Origin of the sequence: Mycobacterium sp. NPDC048908, from assembly GCF_043197955.1 — a bacterium.
Classification (GTDB): domain Bacteria; phylum Actinomycetota; class Actinomycetes; order Mycobacteriales; family Mycobacteriaceae; genus Mycobacterium.
In genome coordinates this window covers 85,445-109,905 of the sequence record NZ_JBICUE010000015.1, presented here as the reverse complement: position 1 = coordinate 109,905, position 24,461 = coordinate 85,445, and the positions used below count along the sequence as shown (strand labels likewise).

Annotated in this window: 22 protein-coding genes and 1 pseudogene; 15 read left to right on the top strand and 8 right to left on the bottom strand. The window is 64.8% G+C overall.

From position 1 onward, the window contains the following. From ACGFK1_RS27785 to ACGFK1_RS27750, 8 genes and pseudogenes are all read left to right on the top strand, one after another. Positions 1–643 (top strand): annotated as a pseudogene (locus tag ACGFK1_RS27785) (DUF222 domain-containing protein); the annotation flags it as partial. A gap of 755 nt (positions 644–1,398) precedes the next feature. Beyond that, positions 1,399–2,106 carry a hypothetical protein gene (locus ACGFK1_RS27780; protein WP_393437232.1) on the top strand — a complete coding sequence of 236 codons (708 nt, stop codon included), beginning with the start codon at positions 1,399–1,401 and terminating at the stop codon, positions 2,104–2,106. Then, complete coding sequence (locus tag ACGFK1_RS27775; protein WP_393437229.1) at positions 2,103–2,603, top strand: hypothetical protein; 501 nt, start codon at positions 2,103–2,105, stop codon at positions 2,601–2,603. The genes ACGFK1_RS27780 and ACGFK1_RS27775 overlap by 4 nt, the downstream gene beginning before the upstream one ends. Further along, complete coding sequence (locus ACGFK1_RS27770) at positions 2,600–3,097, top strand: hypothetical protein (RefSeq protein WP_393437226.1); 498 nt, start codon at positions 2,600–2,602, stop codon at positions 3,095–3,097. The genes ACGFK1_RS27775 and ACGFK1_RS27770 overlap by 4 nt, the downstream gene beginning before the upstream one ends. A gap of 24 nt (positions 3,098–3,121) precedes the next feature. Further along, entirely contained in the window at positions 3,122–3,736 is a 615-nt protein-coding gene (locus tag ACGFK1_RS27765) for a hypothetical protein (RefSeq protein ID WP_393437224.1), read from the top strand. 26 nt (positions 3,737–3,762) lie between these two features. Beyond that, positions 3,763–7,968, top strand: a complete 4,206-nt coding sequence (locus ACGFK1_RS27760; RefSeq protein WP_393437221.1) for a S8 family serine peptidase — start codon at positions 3,763–3,765, stop codon at positions 7,966–7,968. A gap of 505 nt (positions 7,969–8,473) precedes the next feature. Then, the gene (locus tag ACGFK1_RS27755; protein ID WP_393437218.1) at positions 8,474–10,435 is read left to right on the top strand and encodes a M15 family metallopeptidase; all 1,962 of its coding nucleotides are present in this window, start codon (positions 8,474–8,476) and stop codon (positions 10,433–10,435) included. A 101-nt stretch (positions 10,436–10,536) separates the two neighbouring features. Beyond that, positions 10,537–11,412, top strand: coding sequence for a poly-gamma-glutamate hydrolase family protein (locus ACGFK1_RS27750; RefSeq protein WP_393437215.1), 876 nt, complete (start codon positions 10,537–10,539; stop codon positions 11,410–11,412). On the opposite strand, the gene ACGFK1_RS27745 is transcribed toward ACGFK1_RS27750, so the two are convergent. Further along, positions 11,332–12,063 (bottom strand): BTAD domain-containing putative transcriptional regulator, encoded by a 732-nt coding sequence (locus tag ACGFK1_RS27745; protein WP_393437212.1) that lies wholly within the window; start codon positions 12,061–12,063, stop codon positions 11,332–11,334. The two genes, ACGFK1_RS27750 and ACGFK1_RS27745, sit on opposite strands and share 81 nt — an antisense overlap. 1,219 nt (positions 12,064–13,282) lie before the next feature. On the opposite strand from ACGFK1_RS27745, the gene ACGFK1_RS27740 reads away from it, so the two are divergent. Beyond that, complete coding sequence (locus tag ACGFK1_RS27740; protein WP_393437209.1) at positions 13,283–13,768, top strand: flavin reductase family protein; 486 nt, start codon at positions 13,283–13,285, stop codon at positions 13,766–13,768. On the opposite strand, the gene ACGFK1_RS27735 is transcribed toward ACGFK1_RS27740, so the two are convergent. The 5 genes from ACGFK1_RS27735 to ACGFK1_RS27715 form a co-directional block, all read right to left on the bottom strand. Further along, positions 13,769–13,918, bottom strand: a complete 150-nt coding sequence (locus tag ACGFK1_RS27735; RefSeq protein ID WP_393437206.1) for a hypothetical protein — start codon at positions 13,916–13,918, stop codon at positions 13,769–13,771. Positions 13,919–14,007: 89 nt separating this feature from the next. Next, entirely contained in the window at positions 14,008–14,760 is a 753-nt protein-coding gene (locus ACGFK1_RS27730) for a succinate dehydrogenase/fumarate reductase iron-sulfur subunit (RefSeq protein ID WP_393437203.1), read from the bottom strand. After that, positions 14,761–16,674 (bottom strand): fumarate reductase/succinate dehydrogenase flavoprotein subunit, encoded by a 1,914-nt coding sequence (locus tag ACGFK1_RS27725; RefSeq protein WP_393437202.1) that lies wholly within the window; start codon positions 16,672–16,674, stop codon positions 14,761–14,763. A 32-nt stretch (positions 16,675–16,706) separates the two neighbouring features. Further along, positions 16,707–17,528: a hypothetical protein gene (locus tag ACGFK1_RS27720; RefSeq protein ID WP_393437200.1), complete on the bottom strand. Its 822-nt coding sequence runs from the start codon at positions 17,526–17,528 to the stop codon at positions 16,707–16,709. Positions 17,529–17,573: 45 nt separating this feature from the next. Beyond that, entirely contained in the window at positions 17,574–17,864 is a 291-nt protein-coding gene (locus ACGFK1_RS27715; RefSeq protein ID WP_393437197.1) for a hypothetical protein, read from the bottom strand. 111 nt (positions 17,865–17,975) lie between these two features. Here ACGFK1_RS27715 and ACGFK1_RS27710 point away from each other — a divergent pair, with 111 nt between their 5' ends. Further along, entirely contained in the window at positions 17,976–18,734 is a 759-nt protein-coding gene (locus ACGFK1_RS27710) for an isocitrate lyase/phosphoenolpyruvate mutase family protein (RefSeq protein ID WP_393437195.1), read from the top strand. 9 nt (positions 18,735–18,743) lie between these two features. Then, the gene (locus ACGFK1_RS27705; RefSeq protein WP_393437192.1) at positions 18,744–19,112 is read left to right on the top strand and encodes a hypothetical protein; all 369 of its coding nucleotides are present in this window, start codon (positions 18,744–18,746) and stop codon (positions 19,110–19,112) included. Here the strand turns inward: ACGFK1_RS27705 and ACGFK1_RS27700 are convergent, their stop codons facing one another. Then, positions 19,113–19,643, bottom strand: a complete 531-nt coding sequence (locus tag ACGFK1_RS27700; RefSeq protein ID WP_393437189.1) for a winged helix-turn-helix transcriptional regulator — start codon at positions 19,641–19,643, stop codon at positions 19,113–19,115. It lies immediately after the preceding gene. Positions 19,644–19,721: 78 nt separating this feature from the next. Between ACGFK1_RS27700 and ACGFK1_RS27695 the strand changes: the two genes are divergently transcribed. After that, the gene (locus ACGFK1_RS27695) at positions 19,722–20,246 is read left to right on the top strand and encodes a DUF302 domain-containing protein (RefSeq protein ID WP_393437186.1); all 525 of its coding nucleotides are present in this window, start codon (positions 19,722–19,724) and stop codon (positions 20,244–20,246) included. 45 nt (positions 20,247–20,291) lie between these two features. Then, positions 20,292–20,783, top strand: a complete 492-nt coding sequence (locus tag ACGFK1_RS27690) for a hypothetical protein (RefSeq protein WP_393437184.1) — start codon at positions 20,292–20,294, stop codon at positions 20,781–20,783. Positions 20,784–20,834: 51 nt separating this feature from the next. Here the strand turns inward: ACGFK1_RS27690 and ACGFK1_RS27685 are convergent, their stop codons facing one another. Beyond that, positions 20,835–21,251, bottom strand: coding sequence for an Hsp20/alpha crystallin family protein (locus ACGFK1_RS27685; RefSeq protein WP_393437181.1), 417 nt, complete (start codon positions 21,249–21,251; stop codon positions 20,835–20,837). A 204-nt stretch (positions 21,252–21,455) separates the two neighbouring features. Here ACGFK1_RS27685 and nirB point away from each other — a divergent pair, with 204 nt between their 5' ends. Both nirB and nirD read left to right on the top strand, forming a co-directional pair. Beyond that, entirely contained in the window at positions 21,456–24,026 is a 2,571-nt protein-coding gene (gene nirB / locus ACGFK1_RS27680) for a nitrite reductase large subunit NirB (protein ID WP_393437179.1), read from the top strand. After that, the gene (gene nirD / locus ACGFK1_RS27675; protein WP_393437176.1) at positions 24,023–24,367 is read left to right on the top strand and encodes a nitrite reductase small subunit NirD; all 345 of its coding nucleotides are present in this window, start codon (positions 24,023–24,025) and stop codon (positions 24,365–24,367) included. Before nirB ends, nirD begins: the two co-directional genes overlap by 4 nt. Positions 24,368–24,461 lie beyond the last annotated feature (94 nt).

The window sequence follows — 24,461 nt, the reverse complement described above, 5'->3', positions numbered from 1 at the left end:
ATGGCGGTGGTTCGGCGCCGACGAACTCGGCAGCGTTTATGCGGCTGGTCGCAGACCGGTTGGGACGCCGAGGCGGCGCGCCGCCCCCACGGCCAGCACACCACCGTGGTGGTGCACGTTGATGTCGAGGCGCGCATCGCGGCCCTGCATCTGGGTCCGCTGCTCTCCGACGCCGACCGCCAGTATCTGACCTGTGATGCGACGTGTGAGGTGTGGTTTGAACGCTGCGGGCAGGTGATCGGCGCCGGGCGCGCGACACGCACGATCAATCGGCGGTTGCGGCGGGCGTTGGAGCATCGCCACCGCACCTGCGCGGTGCCCGGGTGTAGCGCGACGCGGGGTTTGCACGCCCACCACCTCATTCATTGGGAAGACGGCGGGCGCACCGAGTTGGACAACCTGGTGCTGCTGTGTCCATATCACCACCGCATGCACCACCGCGGCGGGCATCACCCTCACCGGCCCCGCCGATCAGCTCATCGTCACCGACAGCGACGGCCACCCACAGACCTCCGCCTCACTGGCCCGTCCACCCACCGGACCCCCACCAGATGTCGCTCCCTGGAACGGGCCGATCGGTGAACGCGCCGACTGGTGGTGGTACGACCCCTACGAGCCCGAACCGCCACCCAATACCAACTGAGCCACCACCAAAACCCCTCGAGCCCTCGGTTCCGCTCGACGATGCGCCAGACGAGGCATTCCCCGTTGCCGCCGACAAATCGACGGGCGCGCACTGCGAGTGGTGCTCAAGCCATGAGCGTACGGACGCTGTATTCACTTTGTGCTGGACCTGGTTTAGCAGGCTTAACGTCAGCGACCGCCACCAAGGCCTGGGTCTGATGTTGAGAGCATGCGAAACAGCATGTTGCTGACGTCGGTGAGTACCTCGGTGCCGACGGTCCGCTCGAAGTGACGCGGGTGCATTTCTCATACGGTTGTGATCAAGCGTTGCGGCCCGGTGGTCGTCGTCGACCATGACTCCGAGTCCTGTGTCGGGATCGCCGGTGAGTATCGGGATGGCGATGACGGTTTCGGTGACCGCGGCCGCGACCGCTGCATCATGTACATCGCTGCAAGACCGCTGTGGCACGTTTGTACGGCTAGTAGGGGCGGCAAAACTGACGCGAAATCCCGTGCGCTTACTGATTTTCTGTCGGCAAGTCGCGACTCTGGGCGCTTAGGTTTCATGTCGTGGGTTTCGAAATCGTCACTGAAATCAACCGTATTCATCGCGGCAAGACGCGTCACCCGAGCGTCACCGCGGCGGCGACGGCGTCGTGACGCCGATGCGCAACAATTGGGTCCTTGGGTTGCGAAGGGGGCCCCAGCATGAGGGGTGTGCCGATTACGGACACGGATTATCCAGCCATCCGACGCGTCATGGGTGAGCAGCGTATGCGTGTGGACGACGGCGCGCTCGAATCGATGCTGGAGGATTTGTTTCCCGACGCCGATCCGGATGACGTCGAGTCCTTCATGGGAACCCTGCAACGCTTCGGCAACGAGGTTGCGCCGATCGCTTCGCGCGCACTGCCAGGAGCCGTGCAGGGCGCCGTGACCGGTGCCGGCATTGGCGGACCATACGGTGCCCTGGCGGGCGCCGCGCTCGGCGCCACCGGCGCATTGGCCCCACGGCCGGCCCCGGCGGCGCCAATGCCGCTATCGGCTCAGGTCCAGCCGCCGACCGCCGTGCAGCCGCCCGCCCCACTGACGACGGCGCCGAGTCCACCAATGACATCACAGGCCGCCGCGGCCGCCGGGCTACTGGAACTCCTCACCAACCGGGCGACGCTCGACGCGCTTCTGGCCATCCTGATGCAGGCCGCCGGCCGGTCAACGGTGTCGGTCGGCGACAAACAGGTTCCGCCGGCCGCCTTCGCCAACGCGATCGCCGAATACGCCGCGATGGCTGCCGAGCAGGATACGACAACGGAGGCCAGCGCCGACTACCTCTACGGCGATTCTGGTTGGCCACGAGGCGATCTGGCGAATCCCGCAGAACGCGCGGCGATTCTGCTGACAGATCTGCGCGAGGCGGTCCAGGCCGAGGAAATCCCGATCGGTACCTACGAGCGGGTCGCCTACGGGTGGCGGACCGAATGACTGACACCGATTCCGTCGACACCGCGGCCCGCTCGCCGGTCATGCGCCAGGTCATGGACGCACTCAAGTCCGGCGGCGGCATCGCCGCGATGCGCCCGCTGTTGGCGGAAACGACGCTGTCCCCGGAGCAGCGCGATGTCATCGAATTCCTGGAGCTGCTCGAAGGGCTCGACCACGGCCCGGCCCCGACAACGGACTTCGATGCGCCAGCGCAGCAACAACACTCGGGCATGGCCGAGTTGCAGGCCCTACGTGACGAGGTGACCGACCTTCGTGAGGTCAACGATTCTGCCGCCGCGGCACTCGGGGCGTGCCGGGTGTGCTGGGGCGGAGACGAGTTCTGCCCCGTCTGCGCCGGGCAGGGCCGCCCGGGTGCCAACCTGCCCGATCTGCGTCTGTACAACGAGCTCGTCAGGCCCGCTGTCGAGCGGATGACCGCTACACGTGCAGACGCCGTCACTTCCGTCCGGTTCCCCGATGAGGAGGCAAAACAATGACCGAACCGGAATTCGCACTCGCTGAATACGACACCGAGCAAGCCGATGAGATGCTCGATGCGCTCGTGGAGGCCGACGGCGAGGAATTCGCCGAGCGCCGCCGCGGCCGTGGGCGCAGGGGTCGAGCCCCCTCACGTACACCGGCCCCCGCCGCGGAGATGCAGCGTAACGGTCAGGGCATCAAGGCGATCAACGACCGCATCAACGCCTTGGAAGGCAAGGTGAACCAGGCCGTCGGCGTTATCGCGCGGGACAGGTCCGCGATCACGAGATTGGAAAAGCTCGGCAAGATCGATGGCGCCCTTGACCTGGCGCAAAGTTTCGATCTGGCCAACGGAAGAGTCGACGTGTTCCAGGTGCTCAGGGGGTCGTACAAGAGCGGCTTCTTCGGCACGCCGAAGGGTGCGCTGGGCAATCCGGCGCTAATCGGCGTCGCCGGCCTGCTGCTGCAAAATCCCCAAATCCTCAAGGGCGCCTTGGGCGGGACAACCTAGGCCGACAGGGTAGGAGGCGTGGCAATGAGCGTGCAGATTCCGCTCAACGGTTCGGCGCAATCCCCGACGGCGGCGCGCGGCGTGACCATCCCGATTGGTGGCGCCGCACAGGTCCCACGGTTCTTTGGCTCCAGTCGCGAGGAGAAGGTGGTCCGCGCTGTGGCGGCGGCCGCGGCGTTGCAGGATCCCGCGGCGGCGCTGGAATTGGCCAAGCAAGCCGTCAACGATCCGGGCGGTGTGGCCGAAAACGTCATCAACCGGCCAGCGCTGGATCCGGTGTTGCAGGCGGTGGCAGCGGCGGTCGACGCTCCGGCGGCCGTGCAGCCGACCTCCGAGCAGCGCGCGGCGGCGCGGGCGGTCAATGTCGACGCGGCACTGGTCGCCACCGCCCAATTGGCGGTGCAGGCCGGTGGAGATACAGCGGCGACCGAGGCGCGCGAGTGGGTGGCCGACATCGAGCCTGTGCTGCTGGAGCGTGCGGCGAAGGCCGGTCTGCGCCAGCGCAACATCGACTTCGTGCCGGCCAGAGCCGCGGTGAGCCTTTCCACTTCTTCACGACTTGACTCCCTCGAACAACGCGTGAAGGCGTTGGAGCAGGCGCAGACAACCGGCAGCGGAACGGCGTCAAAGACCAAGTAGCGACGGCCAATTGGAGACGACGGCCGATGAGTGTTGGTCGCGCACCGGTCGAGGTCTATGACCCCGCACTTGCCGAGGCTCGGCGGGCCGGCGATGAAGAAGGCGAAATCGCGCTGATCGCGCGGGTCATCGATACCCAGGCTCTGCCACCCGGAGTGCGCACAGTGTCCCGGTTCGGTGACATCGTCACCTTGCGGGCCAAACGCAAAGACCTTGAGCGGCTGGCGGATTGCCCGGCAGCGGTCGACCTGGAGGCGGTCCGTCAACTGCGGCCACCGATCCCGCCTGACCGGTTCGGTGAGGCGGTCGATATCGACGGGCAGGCAGAGCCCACGGGGTACACCCGCCGGCCGGACGGACTGCGCGGCGCCGGCGCCGGGGTCATCGTCGCGTCGATCGACTACGGGTTTGATATTGCCCATCCGGCGTTTCGGCGTCCCGACGGCAGCACCCGCTTTGTCGCCCTGTGGGATCAACGCGGCTTGCAGGGTGGCGGACGCGAAAACCGCTGGGGCTATGGGCGAATCTTCACTCGTGGCGATATTGAGCGCGCACTGGCCAGTTCCGATCCCTACGCGGCCCTTGGCTACCATCCGGCCGACGCGGCAACCGTCGACACGCAGACCGGCCAACGCGTCGGGCCGTCCCACGGCACCCATGTCCTGTCGATCGCCGCCGGGAGTGTCTACGACGGCGGGATGAGCGGCGTGGCACCCGAAAGTGACCTTCTGGCAGTCCATCTCGCGCACACCGCCGAAGTGGTCGGTCCTGCGAACCTCGGCGACTCCGCGAGCGCGGTTGAAGCCTTCGACTTCGTGTTCGCAACGGCCGGCGACCGCCCCACTGTCGTGAACGTGAGCATTGGTGCCCAAGGTGGGTCGCATGACGGCAGTTCGCTCGGCGAGCAGGCCATCGACCAGGCGATCGAGCTCGGTCATCAAAAAGTCGTCGTGTTCAGCGCCGGCAACTATGCCAGGGCTGGTGCTCACCGCCACGGTCGCCTGCGCCAGGGCGAGCAGGCTAAGCTCACGGTCCGGGTGCCCCGTGCGGATCCCACGCCGAGCGAATTGGAGATCTGGTACTCCGGTGCCGACCGGTTCACGGTGACGGTATTCGGCCCGGACGGTTCGGCTTTGGGCTCGGCCAGGCCGGGAGGCGTTGTTCCCTTGGGTGACGAACCTGGCCCGATCGGTCGCCTGTACCACGTGCGGTCGGCCCGCAACGGGCGCCATCTGATCAACCTGCTGCTGGCCCCCCGCGCGCCGGGCGGTGACTGGGTCGTTGAACTGACCGCCGAATCGGTGCCTGCGGGAGACGGAAGGTTTTACTCCTGGATCGAACGTGAGGGCGGACCCCGGCCCCGGTTCGTCCCGGACAACGACGATCCGCGCACGACTACGGGCAGTTTATCCAACGGGCGGTTGACAATTGGGGTTGGAGCCTACGATCCGTACTCCCCGGACCGGCCCATCGCTGTGTTCTCCAGCGGCGGGCCGACAGTGGTTGGTTTGGTCAAACCGGAGATTGTCGCACCCGGCGTGTGCATCCCCGCGGCGCGTTCGACCCCGCGCGGCGGCACACCCGGTCCGACGACAGCGGTCATGAGCGGAACCAGCATGGCCGCACCGCATGTGACCGGAATCGTGGCAGTCATGCTCGGCGCGGCCGACAAGACGCTGGACGTCTACGACGTACGTGCGATCCTGCTGGCCACCGCGAGCCGCCCGCATCTGGGCCCACACCATGTCGACGTGAATCGCGTCGGAGCCGGCTACCTCGATCCGGTCGCAGCCGAGCGTGCGGTCCTCGACGATCACGACGGTGAAACGTTTTATGACACTTCGGAGTTCACGATGAATACCTCCGCCGACGAATGGGTCCCTAACCCGCAGCCATCTGAATCCGAGGAGTGGTTCGCCGGAGAGGAGCAGTCCGTCGGCGGCGTGGCCGACGTTGAAGTCCTCGGCGATGAAGCCGCCGGGGAGTCGCCGTTGCAATCCCCGTTGCAGCTCACCCCGATGGGGCCGGTGGCGCTCCCGGAGGTGCTGGCAGGACCGATGGTTCGGCGGGCGGAGGCTGATGCCGTGTGGTTCTGGATCGCCTGCAGTCAGGAGATCAGCGCCTTCACGCCGGACGTCACGGTCTACAACCCCGACGGATCCCTCGCCGGGCGGATGGCACTCGCGCCCGCCACGCCGCAAGTGGCCCGCCTCGGCGAGCACATGTGGGTCGCGATCGTCGCCGCGCGGCCGACGAACCAGAAGTTCGAGACCGGACCCATCTACGGGTATAACTTCACCATCGGCCTACCCAACCGAACGTCGCGGCTCACCCTTTCCGGGATCGCATACAAGCCCTTCGACCGCCCCACCTTCCGGCTCGGCTCGCGCAGCAAGAACCGCATCGCGCACGGCTCATGCCGACGCCCGGGCGGCTACGGAGCCGACGCCTGTGTCGTGTTCGACAAGTGGGTGGAAGGGGAGGTGTCCAAGGGGACCACCGGCAAGCGGCCCACGGCGCTGTTCCTGACCGGCGATCAGATCTACGCCGACGACGTCGCCTACCCGCTCTTTCAAGCGGTTCGTCGGCTGGCGGCCGACGTGTTCGGCTACGACGAGCAGCTGCCACCGCCCACCGGTACCCGCGGCATCACTACCGCGCAACTGAAGGTGAACGACTGGCGCGGCATGTCGTGGGTGAGCGAGTGGTTCGCCTCCGCGCGTGCACGGCTCACCCGGCGCCCACCCAAAAACAATGACCTAACACTAAATCAGGTGGTCGCTTTGAATGCCGCGCAGGCCGGCTCTCCCGGCGAGCCATCCCGCCCCAACGTTCCGGCGGTCTCCGACCGTGACGTTCCCGGCCGGATCGGGTTTACCACCGAAGACGGTGAGGGTCACCTGCTTTCGTTCGCCGAATTCGCCGCCATGTATTTGCTGGTCTGGAACCCCGACCTGTGGAGACGCTACGTCAGCGAGCAGCCTGGCTCCGATGATGACGACACCGACAACCTCACTGGCTTCGCGGAGGGCGCCCAGGCGGCGCGCCGCCTGATGGCGAACATGCCGACATACATGATGTTCGACGACCATGAGATCACCGACGACTGGAACCTCGACGGCGACTGGAGCACCGCCACCAACAACCCAATGGCAAGGCGCATCATCAGCAACGGACTGGCTGCGTACTGGGCCTTCCAGGCCTGGGGCAACGACCCGAGTCAGTTCGACGCCTACTTCGTCTCCACCGTGACACAGCACCTCGCCGACATGTCAGCATCCAAGGGCCGCCCCGGTCCCGCCGCGAGAAGCTTCGATCACACTCTTCACGCCCAGTATTGGGCATACGCGGCACCCACCCAGCCGCCGGTGCTATGTGTCGACACTCGGACCCGACGCGAATTTCTGCCCAACGGCAAGACCGTGCTGAGCGGGAAGAGTGTTTATCCGCACCTGCAACGCTTGGTGGCCGGCGGCGGATTCACCCGCGGTGAACCGCTGACGATCGTACTGCCCACTCCGCTGCTGGGCCATCGCAGCACGTTCTACGTGCAAAACAAGTACCATCCGTGGCCGCGGGACCGCTACGAGGGGGACTACGAGCTCTACGGCAACAACGCCGATCAGCGTCCCGACCTCATCTGGTTCGTGCGTTCACTTCTCAATGCGCCAGCGCTGATTGTGTTGTCGGGTGACGTCCACCACGGATTCGTCATCGACGGCTTGTATGCCGGCGCCAAGACGCTCGAGGAGATCTACCGCGGCAACGCCGCATGGGCGATGCAGGTCGTTCAGATCACCAGCAGCGCGATCAAGAACATCAAGAAGTCGGCGTTCGTCGACAACAAGTTGCTCATCACGGACGCCGGCAAAGTTGGTCAGATATTGATTCCGAAGTACGAGAACCAGTACAAAACGATGCCCGACGGCACGAAGATCGCCCAGCGGGCAGCGGCGAGGAAGCTCAACGGTGACCTGGGCCGGAAAACCTACATCTTCGAAAACCATTTGTGCGTCGTTGATTTCGAGCCGACGAAGGTGAATGTGCTCTTCATCGGAGACTTGCGCGACTCCAAAGCGGCCTTCGCATGGGGACTACGCAGGACATTACGCCCCACCGTGCTGGATGCGACGACCTCTGTCGATCTGGCCAACAACCCTGCAACGTTCATTCCGCCCCTGAACTGGCTTTGGCGAGACTGGGATCCCCGTCCAGTCGGCATGAAGTTCTGAATCACGGCGGCCGAAAGGGGAAGCCGAGATGGGCACACCACAACAGACAACTCTCACCGGAAGCGCCGAGCATCCCGTGGCCGGCTTCCGGGCAGTGATCAGCGAACTCGGCGCGCGCGTCGGTATCGGCGACAATGAAGACCTGCGAGCACTCGCGCTGGGCGCCAGCGGACACCATCCGGACGACCCGCTCGACGCGGTCGACCCCATGCAGCTGGTAAAGGACGGCCCGCTTCCGGGGGATCTGCTCGTGCGCCGCGCGCCCGCGGAAGCGATCGACTATTTGGGCGTCATCGTCGGTGACTACGTCGCGACAGCCGAAACTTTCGCCGCCCGTGGGCTGACGGTGGAGGCGGCCGGACCCGGCATGTACGTCGAGGTCGCCGAGGTCCCGTTCGAAGGAGGAGCGGTGGAATTCTCCGCGCGACGCATCACGGATGCCCGAGGACGCGGACCGCGCGGGCAGACGATTCGCCGACCGCAGCCGACACGGGCAGGACCGATCGTGGACGACGACGACGATTGGCTGTTCGAATCAGAGGAGCTAGCGCGTCACGCGGCTTACCCGGCGCCGCAGGCGTGGCCAGACCACCGTGAACTTGCCGAAGACGAGCAGGATGGCGGTCGGCCAAGGATTTTGGCCTCCGCGCGTTTGCGCCAGGCGTGGTCGGCGTATGAGTGTGCCGACGACCGGATGACCGCGCTGTCGTTGTTCGGATGGAACACGCCCGTCAATCCCGAGACCGTCGATGCCTGGCGGGTGTTCGAACGCGTGCTGGTGGCGGCTGGCTATCAGCCGCATCGCGCGTGGGTGTACAACTGCCGGCAGATCGCCGGTCAGCACACCCGCTCACTGCACGCTTACGGCCTGGCGATCGACATCGACCACGACGGGCCAACGTGCAACGTCAACCGACCAACGCCCGACGGTAGGGCGGTTCGATTCTCCACCGCCGGCACGAAGGAAGAACGGTGCCACGACGTTCGTAGGGGTGCCGCCGACACCAGCTTTACCGCCGAGCAGATCGCGGCCATCGAGGCCATCCACACCGTTGACGGCCACCAGGTGTTCACGTGGGGCGGCCGATGGCGCTTGACCAAGGACACGATGCACTTCCAGGTTAATGTCACCCCAACCGAACTCGCCCGCGGCATCCGTGCGGACGCCTCTTCCACTGCTGTCACCGACATCGAGCGAACGGACGACACGCAAGCAACTTTTGAGACCCTGGCCGAGGACGTCGATGACTACGCGATCGACGGTGGAAAATACACGCCCAACGAAAAAGCGCGGGCCGCAAAGCACCCCGCTGGTCTAATTCTGACCGCCAGCGTCATTGGCCGACTCGAGCAACGCCTGACCGGCCGTGCCCCGGCTCCGTTAAGCGCAAGTAGGGAGTGGACCCGCTTCGGTTCCGGTCGGCTCGGCGAGTTTGTCGCCGACTACAACGACTTCACCTTCTATTTTGGCGAGGTGCTGGCTGCGATCGGGCGATTGCAGGATCTGCTCAGTGCCGGGGCACCGGAGATTCCGGACTTCATGACGTCGCGCCAGAAGCACGCGTTGAGGCCCACAACCGACCGGCCCGAAGACACAGACAAGAAGATCCTGTACCGGCAGTGGCGAGACGAACAAGCGAAATATGCGAATGCGGAACGGGGAGCATTGCGCGGACTTGTTTTCCGTGTCGCCAGCACCGCCCGAAGACTTGAGAGAGAGCGACATGCGTTTTGGCAGACGACCGCCGAGCTGAAGCAGGAGATTGCCGATGCGAAACGTCTGGCCAAGAACAAGCCTCAATATGACGCGCTCGACCTGAAGCTGTCGGACGCCGTCAGCGTCGCCGGCGCGATCGCCGCAGGCGGTCCGATGGCGGCTCTTACTGTCGCGGCCTACGCGGCGGACGCAGTTATCAACGCAAGAGAGAAGCGCAAGGAATACGACAAGAAGATGAATGAGTTCTGGGACCTCGCGCGCGCTGTGGAACCCAAATTGGAGTCCAGACGCGAGAAGGTCCGAGATGCTCAGGAGGCGTACTGGAGTTCGCTGTTCGACCATGCTGAAGCTGCGCGGGATCGCGATAGGTCTCGACTGGAGGCACGACAGAAAGCGGCACTGGTTGGCCAACGGTTGGCACCCCGGGGGGAAACGAGAACCGAGGCACTGGCAGAGATTCGAATGCCCATCCTCGTCGCAGACGCATGGCGAGCACTGGCGGTCATCGGCCCTCCTGCTCGCGGCAAACTCGTTGAGGCCATCAACGCGCGTAACGTCATCGAGGAAGCCTCACTTCGGGACCTGAGCTGGAGAGGACAGCAAAACCCGTTTGCCGACATTACCCAAATTCGGCGAGCGTGGCGTGAAGCCCATTACGTATGGGAGCCCGTGCTCACTCGGGAGGCCGTTGAGGACTGGCAAAGCGTCAACAAGTTGTGGGACGAGGTTTTCAACAAATTCAACGTCTAGGTGGTAGCCATGGCCACACATCCAGTATACGTGAGTAAAAGCCTTGCGAAACAAGAAGATTGAGACAACACCGGGAACACTGCTCGGTTGATCCACACGCGTTGAGCGCGATCGGCATCGACGCTGGACAACAGGTGCGGGTCGTCCGCAGCGACGAACGATATGCACTGTACACGGTTAGCGATGTTCCCTCGGACGACCCGAATGACGTTGTCCGCATGGGGCTGACGGGCCGCCGGCGACTCGACACCGACGACGAATTCGACGCCGAGCTCGATTCCCAGGTCGTTCACCCGACCATGTCGGACGAGGAGGCCGAGGCGAATGGCGAGTACGTCGAACGCCTCAGCGATGACGGCGCGAACACCGCGCTGATCGCTATCGCGCCCCACGGCGGTGACATCGAGAACCACACCGACGATCAGGCACAACGCGTCGCATCCCGTCTGGCGCGCAAGATGGCGGTCAGTGTCTGGCGATGCAAGGGTTACCAGTCACGCGGCGCGAATCGAACCTGGCACATCACTTCCACCGACATCGATCCCGGAAGCTTTCCGCTGCTGGGGTCGATACTTTCTCGCGGGTTCACCGACGCCGTCGCCTTCCACGGTTTCGACCGGGAAGAGATCCTCGTCGGAGGCCTGTCGTCGTTGAAGGCTGATGTGGCAGCCGAGATCGAGAAGGTGCTCGCCAGCTCAAACATACCCGTACGGATCGCATCTGCAGGCGACGTCTTTGGCGGCGACGACCCGGCCAATATCGTGAACCGGCTCACCGCAGGGGGAACAAATGGCGTGCAGATCGAGCAAAGCCTGTTGGCCCGCACCGAGCACTGGGTCGAAATCGCCGACGCGGTCGCCAATGTTTATGGTTCCCGCCCGGTGAGATGCCATCGCTTAATGGCCCGGCTGATCGCCATAGCGGCTGCGCTGATTCGCACAGCAGTCAAGCAGCTCGGTCAATACCGGAGGCGGTGACACGCCGAGCTCCTCCTTGAGCCTTTCGGCGTAAGTCTGCGCATGTCGGATAGCGCGTATCCGCTCCCCAGCCAGATCGCAGATTTGTACCAGCAGCAGATTCGTAGATTCTCTGAGCGCATCGCATTCAACGGCGCCCAGACAAAGCATCATCGCGAGATGTGTCTGCCCGCGAACTAGGCAGGCGCGACTTGCTGCCTCGAGCAATTCGACCGCCTCCTCCCGCAGGCGCTCTCGCTCAAAAGTAAGCCAGGCTTCGAAGCAGCCGGGAAGTAGTTCACCGTGGATCTCAACCAGAGCTTCAGGTTGGGGCAGCACGCCGTTCCGCCGGCGTTTGCATGCGGCGTCATGCACGGTCCTAACATCCACGGACACAGCGGAGTTGAGCGCAATTTCGCCGGGGCTCGCCTCGATTAGGTCCAAGCGCAGACAATGCAGGCGCCACAACGCGGTCCTCAGATTCGCGTATGCCTTGTCCTCCCTGGTGTCGGGCCACAGCGAGTCGGCGACATAACCTCGCGGCAACGGTCGGTCCTTGAGGGCCAGAAAGCTCAACACGCGATGCGCCGATTGCGGCACTTTCACGATTTGACCATCACACCTAAGCTCGAAGCCGCCAAACAGGCGCATCGCTAAATTCCCGTGACGCATCGCGTGCCTCCCCTGTCGCGTGCTCAATTGCACGATAATGCGCGGGCAGAGTCGTAGGTCGCGAAAATTGACGGTCTCGGAGAATTTCGCGGGAAGACGACGAGTTGCCGATGGGCCCCGCCCTTCAGGCGCCATCCGGTCGGCCAGCTTTTGGCCGATCCCCGCCGATTGCAGTCACCGCCTCGGCGATTGACACAGAAGAACCTCTATTTCTGTACCGGAAACTGTCGCATTTGTTCGGGCTGCTATCCCGACACCGTTCATCTCATTTGTTGTGTCCGATGCACCGCGATGCGTGCCGTGTGATTCGCCGTGGAGGACGCGGGCAATATCGCCTGCCGGCAGCGTCAAGTCAGCGCTACGTGAAATCACGCCAGCGCGCTGCTGTGTGGAAGTGTCCGACGCCTGGGAGCACCTGCGACACGCCCGCGTCATAAGAACACGAATGCACGGCCTGAGTGCCTTGGTATCCACCGCCGTTGGTTGGCTGTTTGGGCGTGAAGTTCACCGAGCTGCAGCTGAACATGCAACGAAGGAAGCGGGTATAGCCAGGCGGCGCGCCGCAGCTCATTGCCGCCATACCCCACCGTCCAAGCCCTACTCACTGGTCTGTCCTCCGGCGAGAATGCGCTCAGCCCACGAAAGCCTGGATACCGCCGAGCACTGGGCGACATATACTCACCTGCGCGGCCTGCTCGAGCATCACCGCCTGCTCCCCCAGCGTGGCCGAACACCTCGTCCGCTTCGGCCGTTTCCTTCAAGCGACCCGCTCTGGTCCTCAAGAACGCCGACGCGGTGAAATCCGTTCTGTCCGCACTGCAGGCCGCGGCTGCAGCACGCCACAACTTAATCAACGGGTGATACACCGCCCGCCAAGACACCGGCTATAAGTGCTGTGGGACTTGGTCGTTCGGTTCCCCGACCCCAGAAGTATTCGGTTGCCACCTCACAGCGACAAAGTCGCCGGCAGCGGCACTGTCGCTCAGAGGTGCGCAATCCGAACAGTCAGCATCAGGCGGCCCGGAACGGTCACCTTCCTCGCCGTCCGCGACATTGCCGCTGCGGGCTGGGCATTCGGTCCTTTGCATTCATCGAGATTTCATTGCCACCCGTGTTGGCGAGGGACGGGTCGGGACCAGCGATCTTGTGCGGCGGCGGCCGGGCAAGGGGGCGATGACCTGCCGGTGCACATCGGACGCGGCGTGTGAAGATGGAAGCGATGGCGTCGAAGGATCTGAGTCCCACCAGCCTGCGGGAGGCATTCGGGCATTTCCCTGCGGGCGTCATCGCGATCGCCGCCCAAGTCGACGGTGTTCGGGTGGGGTTGGCGGCAAGTACCTTCGTGCCCGTTTCGCTGGACCCGCCTCTCGTGTCGTTCTGCGTGCAGAACACATCGGAGACGTGGCCAAAGCTCAGGGGCCTGCCGGCGCTGGGCATCAGCGTGCTCGGCGAAGCCCACGACGCGGCCGCGCGCACACTGGCCGCCAAAACGGGGGACCGGTTCGCTGGTCTGGAGACGGTGTCCAGGGAGTCGGGCGCGGTATTCGTCACCGGCACCAGCGTGTGGCTGGAAAGCGCCATCGAACAGTTGGTGCCTGCAGGTGATCACACCATTGTCATATTGCGGGTCAGCGATATCACCGTGCATGCCGACGTGCCGCCGATAGTCTTTCACCGCAGCACATTCCGTCGGCTCGGCGCCTGATCACGGGCGGGCAGCAAGCTCCTCGCGATAGCCCTGAACACGCCGTTCGAGTTCCTCCGCGTCCGCTGGCCTGCCTTCTTTTCGGGCCAACTCCGCGCGCGCGCTGAGCTCACGGATCGCCGTGCGAATGTCGTTGATGCTGTGCGTCATACTGCTGCCCTTCGTCGTTGATTGGCCGCTGTATGAAGGCTACCCGCGAGCCCTGTTAACTCAACCTGCCTTGAACGGTTACCCGCTCGTCAGCGCCGGAAGAGCTTGTCTCCCAGCCAGACGATCGGGTCGTACTTGCGATCTGCGGCGCGCTCCTTGAGCGGGATCAACGCGTTGTCTGTGATCTTGATGTGTTCGGGGCACACCTCGGTGCAGCACTTGGTGATGTTGCAGTAGCCGAGGCCGTTCTCCTCCTGCGCCTGCACCGCGCGACGGTCATGCGTGTCCAGTGGGTGCATGTCGAGTTCGGTCTGGCGCATCAGGTACCGCGGCCCCGCGAATGCCTGCTTGTTCTCCTCGTGGTCGCGTACCACGTGGCAGGTGTTCTGGCAGAGGAAGCACTCGATGCACTTGCGGAATTCCTGGGAGCGGTTCACGTCCTCCTGCATCATCCGGTACTCGCCCGGTTGCAGATCCTTGGGTGGCGTGAACGAGGGGATTTCCCTTGCCTTTTCGTAGTTGAACGACACATCCGTGACCAGATCGCGGATGATCGGGAACGTCCGCAGCGGGGTGATCGTGATGGTCTCGGCCTCGTCGAATGTCGACATCCGCGTCATGCACATCAACCGTGGTCGGCCATTGATCTCGGCGGAACACGAGCCACATTTGCCCGCCTTGCAGTTCCACCGCACCGCGAGGTCCCCGGCTTGGGTCTGCTGCAGACGGTGGATGATGTCGAGCACCACCTCGCCCTCATTGACCTCGACGGAGAAGTCCTGCAGCGCGCCGCCGCCGTCGTCGCCACGCCACACCCGCAGCTTCGCTTGATAGGCCGCCATTCAGCTTCTCCTTGCCGGGTGGTTGACGAGTTCTTCCGGGGTGAAGTACTTCTCGAGTTCCTCGATGTCGACGAGTTCGAGAAGGTCGTCGCGCATGGGTACCTGGTCCTCCCTGGTGATGGTGATGTCGGGCACCACTGCATCACCCTCGGCCCGGCACACCAGCAGCGTCTTGCGCCACGAGGCGTCCATCGACGGATAGTCGTCGCGGGTGTGCCCGCCACGGCTCTCCGTGCGCTCCAGCGCCGCCTTGGCGACGCACTCGCTGACCAGCAGCATGTTGCGCAGATCGATGGCCAGGTGCCAGCCGGGGTTGAACTGCCGATGGCCTTCGACCTGAACCTTCTTGTAGCGCTCCCGAAGTTCGGTCAGCTTGCCCAGCGCCTCGGTCACCTCGTCGGCCTTGCGAATGATGCCGACCAGGTTGTTCATCGTGTCCTGCAGGTCCAGTTGCAGCGTGTAGGGGTTCTCGGCGCGATCGCCGTTGGTCGGACCGTCGAAGGGTGCCAGCGCCAGCTTGGCCGCGTCGGCGAGCGCCTCGTCGGACACCTTCGGTCGTTCCGGCAGCGCCCTGACGTAGTCGGACGCGCCCAACCCGGCGCGGCGGCCGAATACCAGCAGGTCCGACAGCGAGTTGCCGCCCAACCGATTCGACCCGTGCATGCCACCGGAGCACTCGCCTGCGGCGAACAACCCCGGCGTCGTGGCCGCGCCGGTGTCAGGATCGACTTCGATCCCGCCCATCACGTAGTGACAGGTCGGCCCGACTTCCATCGGCTCCTTGGTGATGTCGACCTCGGCCAACTCCATGAACTGGTGGTACATCGACGGCAGCCTGCGCTTGATCTCCTCGGCGGGCAGCCGCGACGCGATGTCGAGGTAGACACCGCCGTGCGGGGTACCGCGGTCGGCCTTCACCTCGGAGTTGATGGCGCGGGCCACCTCGTCGCGGGGCAGCAGGTCGGGGGTGCGGCGGGCCGAGTCGTTGTCCTTGAGCCACTGGTCGGCCTCTTCAATGCTCTCCGCGTACTGGCCTTTGAACACCGGCGGGATGTAATCGAACATGAACCGGGTGCCTTCGGAGTTCTTCAGCACCCCGCCGTCGCCGCGCACACCCTCGGTGACGAGGATGCCCTTCACGCTGGGCGGCCAGACCATCCCGGTCGGGTGGAACTGGACGAACTCCATGTTGATCAGCGTGGCGCCCGCCCGCAGCGCGAGCGCATGCCCGTCGCCGGTGTACTCCCACGAGTTCGATGTCACCTTGTAGGACTTGCCGATTCCGCCGGTGGCCATCACCACGGCAGGCGTCTCGAACAGGATGAAGCGTCCGCTTTCACGCCAGTAACCGAACGCACCTGCGATCCGGTCACCATCCTTGATCAGGTCGGTGATGGTGCACTCGTGGAACACCTTGATGCGGGCCTCGTAGTCGCCGAATTCGGCCTTGTCCTCCTGCTGCAGCGAGACGATCTTCTGCTGCAGGGTGCGGATGATCTCGAGGCCGGTGCGGTCACCGACGTGCGCGAGCCGAGGATAGGTGTGGCCACCGAAGTTGCGCTGGCTGATGCGGCCGTCCTTGGTGCGGTCGAACAGCGCGCCGTAGGTCTCCAGTTCCCAGACCCGGTCGGGAGCCTCCTTGGCGTGCAACTCGGCCATCCGCCAGTTGTTGAGGAACTTCCCGCCCCGCATGGTGTCTTTGAAGTGGACCTGCCAATTGTCCTTCGGGTTGGCATTGCCCATCGCGGCCGCACAACCGCCTTCGGCCATCACGGTGTGGGCCTTGCCGAACAACGACTTACAGACCACCGCGACCTTCAGGCCACGTTCGCGTGCCTCGATGACCGCACGCAAACCCGCACCGCCGGCACCGATCACGACGACGTCGTACTGATGCCGTTCAACTTCCGCCATTGATGAACCTCACTAAATTGCGTAAAGGCTTGTCAGCCAATGAATCTGAGATCGTGGATGGTGCCGCTGGCCACCAGCATGATGTAGAAGTCGGTCAGCATCAGCGTCCCGAGCGTGACCCACGCGTACAGCTTGTGCCGAGTGTTCAGCGCGCTGACCTGCGTCCAGAACCAGTAGCGGACGGGGTGCTTGGAGAAGTGCTTCAGGCGGCCGCCGACCACGTGGCGGCAGGAGTGGCACGACAGCGTATAGATCCACAGCATCACCACGTTGACGACGAGAATGATGTTGCCCAAACCGAATCCGAAGCCCGACGGTGAGTGGAACGCGACGATGGCGTCGTAGGTGTTGATCACCGAGATGATCGCGGCGATGTAGAAGAAATACCGGTGGGTGTTTTGGATGATCAGCGGGAAACGGGTCTCCCCAGTGTATTTCGCATGCGGTTCCGCGACCGCACAGGCGGTGGGCGCCTGCCATACCGATCGGTAGTAGGCGCCGCGGTAGTAGTAGCACGTCAGCCGGAACAGCAGCAGGAACGGCAGCGACAGGGCCGCGAACGGAATCCACCACACGTCGGGGATGATCTGCGGCCAGAAGTGGCTGGCCTCGGGAGTGCAGCCCTTGCTGACGCACGGCGAGTAGAACGGCGTCAGGTAGTTGTACGCCGCGACGTAATAGTTGTTCTGCAGGAACGCCCGGACCGTCGCGTAGATCACGAATGCGGCGAAGCCGAGGTCGACGATCAGCGGCGACTGCCACCACCGGTCGGTGCGCAAGGTGCGCTGCGGAATTTGTGCACGGCTCGGTGAAAAGACGCCGGTCGCTTTGCGGTCGGCGGTGGGTGCGCTCACTTTTCCCTTTCGGTGTGGTTATGTCCCGCTCAGAAGCCCGCGGCGCTAGCCGGTGACCCCTCTGTCGCCCTCATCCGCCCAGAAGGCGGTGTCGTAGGGGGTGTCGGGGATGGTGATCTTCTCGGCGGAATGGCTGTGGCGGGTCACGCCCCGTGTCAACTCCAGCTCTTCGGCGTCGATGTCGAGTCGGTCGATGTCGTTGAGGATGCGTTCGGCGTCGTTGACAATCCGGCGAGTGGCGGGGCTGTCCCCGTACTTCGACGCAAGCGATGTCACGCAGCGCCGCAGGCTTCCGATTAGCTCGTGAAGCTCGGTAAGTTCAGTTGTGCTCGACATTTGACCTCCTCGGGCTGAAGGGTGTCTCGGATCACAGTACGACACCCGATGTTAGTTACATCAGGGGGTTTGGAGTGAGACAGGTCACGTCGGAGAAGCGGAGGTAGGTCCATGTCCACCGAGGTCCTTAAGCAGCGTGCCGAGACATTGCTAGGCCTGCACCAGCCGGGCAACCCGGTGGTCCTCCCGACCGTTTGGGACGCGTGGTCGGCACGGTTGGCGGTCGGCGCCGGATTCGTCGCGCTGACCGTCGGCAGCCACCCGATGGCCGATTCGGTCGGCAAGGCCGATCAGGAGGGCATGTCGTTCGAGGACGTGGTCACGCGGGTCGGCCAGATCACCTCGGCCGTCGACGTCCCGGTGTCGGTCGACCTCGAATCGGGTTACGCGCAACCAGCCCCCCGCCTCATCGAGGGGCTGCTGGAAGCCGGTGGGGTCGGGCTGAACATCGAGGACACCGTGCACAGCGAGGGCGGCCGGCTGCGCTCGTCCAGTGAGCACGCCGAACTCGTCGGGGCACTGCGCGAGGCGGCCGACGTGACAGGGGTGCATGTGGTGCTCAACGCACGCACCGACCTGTTTCTTCGTCAAGACGGCGACGAGGACGACAGGGTCGACCGCGCCATCGAACGGCTGAAAGAAGCCGCGGCCGCCGGCGCAGATTCGTTGTATCCAGTGGGTCGTCATGACCCGGATACGTTGCGGCGCTTGGCTTCTGAACTGCCGTTGCCCATCAACGCGGTCGCGCTGCCGGATCAGGACGACCCGGCATCGTTTGGCCCGCTCGGCGTCGCGCGGATCAGCTTCGGGCCGTTCTGGCAGTACGCGCTGACCGCCTACTCGAAAGAGATGCTGGCCCGCTGGGCCTAGCATCGCGCCGTGAGCCCTGACGACGACGGCCGTTGGCACGACCAGCAGCCGGTGATCGTCGCTGCGGGCGTGGCGGCTGTGGTGCTGGTGATCATCCTGGTGTGGGCGGTGCTGCGCACCGCGGACGAGTCGTCGCTGCCACCGCAGCCGACCGAGATGCCCGCCTCGTCGGCGACGTCGTCGACGTACACCACCAGCTCGACGTCGAGCACGAGCTACACCCTGCCGAGCGTGCAAACCAGCCAGGACAACCCGACGCTGACGGGGCCGCCGCCGTCAACGCCGTCGGACGACGGACCCGGCGACGACACGACCACGTCGAGCACCACGACCAACCCCTACCCGACGACGACCCCGACCAACGCGGGCCACATCTGATCAGTCGGCGCTGCCGCGGATCGGTTCCAGCAGGCGGTGCGGGCGACCAAGCGCCCGGCTGACGACACCGTCGCGCCTCGCCCCTGCACCGGGCCTGCGGGGCGGATGGACAACCAGGTCGCCGGGATCCGGCTGCTGACCACATCCAGAACAGACGGAGCCTGCGCCGATCGAGCCGCCGCACCCGACGTGCTTGAAGGTGCGATGGGCCGGGCGCTGGAGATAGTTTTCGTTACCCCAGGTGATGAGCGACCAGATCGTCGGCCACAGGTGGTGGCCCTTGGCCGTCAGGACGTATTCGTCGCGGCGACCGGGGGCCGACGTCCGTGTCAACACCCGTTCCTCGACGAGCAGTGCCAGCCGTTCGGCCAACACGGCCTTCGGAATACCCAGATGGTCGTGGAAGTCGCTGAACCGCCGGACACCGTAGAAGGCGTCACGCACGATCAGCAGCGTCCATCGCTCGCCGATCACCTCCAGTGATCGCGCGATCGGGCAGCTCTCGGCTGTGTACTCCCGGGGAAGTGGCATGGAATGAAGTATGTCACCTGGCCGGTTCAATGACTGAACCTTATTGTTGGTTCAATCACCGAACCGGGAGGACCGTCGATGAACGCACGCTTCGAGGCGCACGACCACACGATGACGCGACTGGACGTTTCCACCGGCATCGGATTCGACGAGTTTGTCGTGGCATTCGAGGCCGCGGCACCGCCGTACGACGTGGCGTGCGTGATGCAGATCGTCGATTCCGGCGGTACCCGGGACGACATCCTTGCCCAGGCGGCCGATAACGCACCGAACGCTCTGATGGTCTATGCGAAGGTCGACGGGGTGCGGCTGCTCAGTGTCGCGGGCCATCCGGTGAAGGCGGTCGAGTATCTGCTCGGCAACCACACCGTCGCCGAAACCATGTTCCGCCACGATCCGCGGGCTTTGCTCTACGCGCCGCTGCGGGTCTTGGTCTACAGCGACTCCGACGGCAACGCGGTGTTCTCGATGGACCGGCCCAGTTCGGCGTTCGGCAGCCTCGGCATCGCCGACGTCACCGAAGTCGGGTTGGGCTTGGACCGCAAGGTGGCAAACCTCTTAGGGGCCATCGGCGTTGACTCCGGCCGCGCGTTTGGCGGCTAGGCGTCCGGCGCGACGTCTTCCTTTGCCGTCAATTAAGGTGAGGCGATGCAATCGTCGAAAGGGGTTCTCGCGCTGCTTGTCGCGACCGCGAACGTTGCCGCAAGCACCGCAGCCGGCTCAGCCGCCGCCTCCGCAGGACCGACCTTCGTGCCGTTCTCGAGCCTGTTCCGGGCCTGCAGCCACGAGCAGACGCATTGGGTGTCGGCCACCGGCTACGGCAGTGGTGGTGCCGAGATCGGGTCGGGCCCGGAGGGCGTCACCGCCGCCGTGCGACTTGCTACCGCCCAGCCCAACACGCGGTACACGGTCCGCCTGATTCAGGTGCCCCGGCCCTCGGAGCGCACATGCACCGCGGGAGATCCCGGAGTGGCCGTCGGCGAGCTTTTCACCGACGCCAGCGGAAGCGGAACCACCAGGGTCGTTGGCCCCATCGCCGACGGAGCCACGGGCGCCTGGGTGTCCGTGGACGGACCGCCGAAACCCGGCAAGGTCATCGGCGACTTCTACACCTCAGAGATCATCGCGTCATTGAGGTGACCGCGCGAATCCGGTGGAACCGCTTGGGTCCCACCGGATTTCAGCGCGTGTTCACTTGCTTTCGATCGCGATGCGCTGCGCCTGAGCGCCCTTGTGCGCACCGGCGATCCGCACGGTCAGCACGCCGGCGTCATAGGACGCCGAGATCGCGTCACCGGTGACGTGCGACGGCAGCCTGAACGACCGGCGGAACGACCCGTACCTGACCTCACTGAGCGTGCGGCCATCCTTCGCGGGGTCTTCACCGACGTACTCGTCGCGGCGCTCACCGCGGATCACAAGCTGACCCCTTTCGACCTCGACGTTGACGTCCTTGTCTACGTCGACACCCGGCAGTTCCAGGCGCACGACGGCGTCGTCCCCATCCCTGACGATCTCGGCGGCGGGACTGAACCCCGCGAACACGCCTTGCTTGATCCACCGGTCGATCTCCCAGGCGGGCCTGGCCCACAACGTCATCTGGCTCACTGTTGACTCTCCTCGTTGCGCCGTGACCGGCTCCACGCCGGTCGACTACCCGATACAACTTGAGTCAGCCACGCTCATGTTCCAGCTGCGCGTTAGCCGTTGGTGAACGGCTCACACCGTGGTCGTGTCGGCGGTGAGAACTCCGTGATGGGCGCTTCACACGAAGCGACATAGCGGCAATATCCGCTACATAGCCTCGGCGGCATGCGGGCTTCATCGAACGTCGTGGTTGTCGGCCACGGCATGGTCGGCCATCGGTTCGTCGAGGCGCTGCGGTCACGTGACGCCGCGGGCGCGTGGCGAGTGACCGTGCTGGCCGAAGAGGCCGACGCGGCCTATGACCGGGTCGGCTTGACCGGCTACACCGAACACTGGGACCGCACGCAACTCGCGCTTGCCGGCAACGACTATGCCGGCGACGACCTCGTCGAATTACGGCTGGGCAGTCGGGTCACCGGCATCGACAGAGCGGCCAAGACCGTGATGACGGCCGACGACGTCCGCATCGAGTACGACGCGCTGGTGCTCGCCACCGGCTCGTATGCGTTCGTCCCTCCGGTGCCTGGGCACGATCTGCCGTCCTGCCACGTGTACCGCACCCTCGATGATCTCGACGCAATCCGCGCCGACGCCACCCGTGCCGCTGGGGCCGGTGGCACCCCGACGGGTGTCGTGATCGGCGGCGGGCTGCTCGGGCTCGAGGCGGCGAATGCGTTGCGGCGGTTCGGTCTTGCGACCCATGTCGTCGAAATGGCGCCGCGGCTGATGGCCCAGCAACTCGACGAAGCCGGTGGCGCGCTGCTCGGCCGGATGATCGGTGCGCTCGGCATCACGGTGCACACCGGTGTCGGCACGCAGAGCATTGCGCCATCGCAACGCAATCGGCCCGTGCGGCGGTCCGCCGAAAACGACTCGGTGCGGGTGACACTCAGCGACGGCACGGTCATCGACGCGGGCATCGTCGTCTTCGCCGCGGGGGTGCGTCCTCGCGACGAGCTTGCTCGTGCCGCCGGTCTGCCGATTGCCGAGCGTGGTGGTGTGCTCACGGACATATCCTGCGGCACAATCGATCCCAACATTTATGCGATCGGCGAGGTGGCCGCCATCGACGGCCGCTGCTACGGTCTTGTCGGTCCCGGCTACACCAGCGCCGAGGTGGTCGCCGACCGACTGCTCGGCGGTGGCGCCGAATTCCCCGAGGCCGATATGTCGACCAAGCTCAAACTGCTCGGCGTCGACGTCGCCAGCTTCGGCGACGCCATGGGCACTACTCCCAAGTGCCTCGAAGTCGTTGTCAACGACGCGGTCAACCAGACCTACGCGAAATTGGTGTTGTCCGACGACGCCAAGACATTGCTGGGCGGCCTTCTGGTCGGCGACGCATCGTCGTACGGAGTCCTGCGACCCATGGTCGGCGAGGCGCTGCCAGGAGACCCGATGGCGCTGATCGCGCCCGCCGGACCAGAAGGCGCAACAAGTGGCGCGTTGGGCGTCGGGTCACTGCCGGTCGCCGCGCAGATATGCTCGTGCAACAACATCACCAAGGGTGACCTGTGCGATGCGATCGCCGGAGGATGCAGCGACGTCCCGGCGCTGAAGACCTGCACGAAGGCGGGCACGTCCTGCGGATCGTGCGTGCCGATGCTCAAGCAACTGCTGGAGGCCGAGGGGGTCGAGCAGTCCAAGGCGCTGTGCGAACACTTCAGCCAGTCGCGCGCTGAACTCTTCTCGATCATCTCCGCGACGTCGATCCGGACGTTTACCGCGCTGATCGAACGCTTCGGCACCGGAAAAGGTTGCGACATCTGCAAACCCGTGGTCGCGTCCATTCTGGCGTCGACCAGTTCGGAACACATCCTCGACGGCGAGCAGGCGTCGCTGCAGGATTCCAACGACCACTTTCTGGCCAACATCCAGAAAAACGGCAGCTACTCGGTGGTGCCGCGGTCGCCAGGCGGCGAGATCACGCCCGAGCAACTGATCCTGATCGGGGAAGTCGCACGGGATTTCAACCTGTACACGAAAATCACCGGCGGCCAGCGCATCGACATGTTCGGTGCGCGGGTCGATCAACTACCGGAGATCTGGCGAAGGCTTGTCGACGGCGGAATGGAATCGGGGCACGCCTATGGCAAGGCGCTGCGCACGGTGAAGAGTTGCGTCGGCAGCACCTGGTGCCGTTACGGCCAACAGGATTCCGTCGACATGGCGGTCACTATCGAAAAGCGTTACCGCGGCCTGCGGGCGCCGCACAAGATCAAGATGGCCGTATCGGGGTGTGCGCGTGAATGTGCGGAAGCGCAAAGCAAAGACGTCGGCATCATCGCCACCGAGAAGGGCTGGAACCTCTACGTCTGCGGTAACGGCGGCATGTCCCCGCGCCACGCCCAACTGCTGGCGAGCGACCTGGACGACGAAACGCTGATCCGCTACATCGACCGGTTCCTGATGTTCTACATCCGCACCGCCGACCGGTTACAGCGGACGGCGCCGTGGCTGGAGGCCATGAATTTCCCCGACAAGACCGGCCTCGACCACCTGCGGGAGGTGGTGTGCGACGACTCGCTCGGCCTTGCCGCAGAATTCGAGGAGGCGATGGCCCGCCACGTCGCGGGCTACGCCTGTGAATGGAAGGGGGTCCTCGAAGACCCCGACAAGATGTCGCGATTCGTGTCGTTCGTCAACGCGCCCGACGTCGCGGACCCCACCATCGAATTCACCGAGAAGTCGGGCCGCATCGTGCCCGTCGGTATGCCTGAGGTCCCGCAAAGATGACGCTCGCCAACGACATTCAGACCTGGACCACCGCGTGCGCGTACGAGTTCCTGATCCCGAATCGCGGCGTGGGAGTGCTGCTGGCCGATGGCGCGCAGGCGGCGCTGTTCCGCCTCGACGACGGATCGTTGCGCGCGGTCGGCAACATCGACCCGTTTTCGGGTGCGGCAGTGATGTCGCGTGGCATCGTCGGCGACAGGGGTGGGCGGGCGACGGTGCAGACACCGATCAAGAAGCAGGCCTTCGGCCTTGACGACGGCCGTTGCCTCGACAACCCCGACGTCGCGTTGGCGGTATACGCCACCCGGATCGTGGACGGCCACGTGGAAATCGGCCACTAGCCCCTGGTGAGACTCTCCCCGCGAGCAGACGCAGATACGTGTTGCGTGTGCCGGTTTTGCACGTTTCTGCGTCTGCTCGCGCCAGGAAACTCGC

Coding starts and splice junctions, on each gene's coding strand:
- ACGFK1_RS27780 (WP_393437232.1), top strand. CDS start 1,399: ATGCGTGTGGACGACGGCGCGCTCGAATCGATGCTGGAGGATTTGTTT.
- ACGFK1_RS27775 (WP_393437229.1), top strand. CDS start 2,103: ATGACTGACACCGATTCCGTCGACACCGCGGCCCGCTCGCCGGTCATG.
- ACGFK1_RS27770 (WP_393437226.1), top strand. CDS start 2,600: ATGACCGAACCGGAATTCGCACTCGCTGAATACGACACCGAGCAAGCC.
- ACGFK1_RS27765 (WP_393437224.1), top strand. CDS start 3,122: ATGAGCGTGCAGATTCCGCTCAACGGTTCGGCGCAATCCCCGACGGCG.
- ACGFK1_RS27760 (WP_393437221.1), top strand. CDS start 3,763: ATGAGTGTTGGTCGCGCACCGGTCGAGGTCTATGACCCCGCACTTGCC.
- ACGFK1_RS27745 (WP_393437212.1), bottom strand. CDS start 12,063: ATGCGTCACGGGAATTTAGCGATGCGCCTGTTTGGCGGCTTCGAGCTT.
- ACGFK1_RS27740 (WP_393437209.1), top strand. CDS start 13,283: ATGGCGTCGAAGGATCTGAGTCCCACCAGCCTGCGGGAGGCATTCGGG.
- ACGFK1_RS27735 (WP_393437206.1), bottom strand. CDS start 13,918: ATGACGCACAGCATCAACGACATTCGCACGGCGATCCGTGAGCTCAGC.
- ACGFK1_RS27730 (WP_393437203.1), bottom strand. CDS start 14,760: ATGGCGGCCTATCAAGCGAAGCTGCGGGTGTGGCGTGGCGACGACGGC.
- ACGFK1_RS27725 (WP_393437202.1), bottom strand. CDS start 16,674: ATGGCGGAAGTTGAACGGCATCAGTACGACGTCGTCGTGATCGGTGCC.
- ACGFK1_RS27715 (WP_393437197.1), bottom strand. CDS start 17,864: ATGTCGAGCACAACTGAACTTACCGAGCTTCACGAGCTAATCGGAAGC.
- ACGFK1_RS27710 (WP_393437195.1), top strand. CDS start 17,976: ATGTCCACCGAGGTCCTTAAGCAGCGTGCCGAGACATTGCTAGGCCTG.
- ACGFK1_RS27700 (WP_393437189.1), bottom strand. CDS start 19,643: ATGCCACTTCCCCGGGAGTACACAGCCGAGAGCTGCCCGATCGCGCGA.
- ACGFK1_RS27695 (WP_393437186.1), top strand. CDS start 19,722: ATGAACGCACGCTTCGAGGCGCACGACCACACGATGACGCGACTGGAC.
- ACGFK1_RS27690 (WP_393437184.1), top strand. CDS start 20,292: ATGCAATCGTCGAAAGGGGTTCTCGCGCTGCTTGTCGCGACCGCGAAC.
- nirB (WP_393437179.1), top strand. CDS start 21,456: ATGCGGGCTTCATCGAACGTCGTGGTTGTCGGCCACGGCATGGTCGGC.
- nirD (WP_393437176.1), top strand. CDS start 24,023: ATGACGCTCGCCAACGACATTCAGACCTGGACCACCGCGTGCGCGTAC.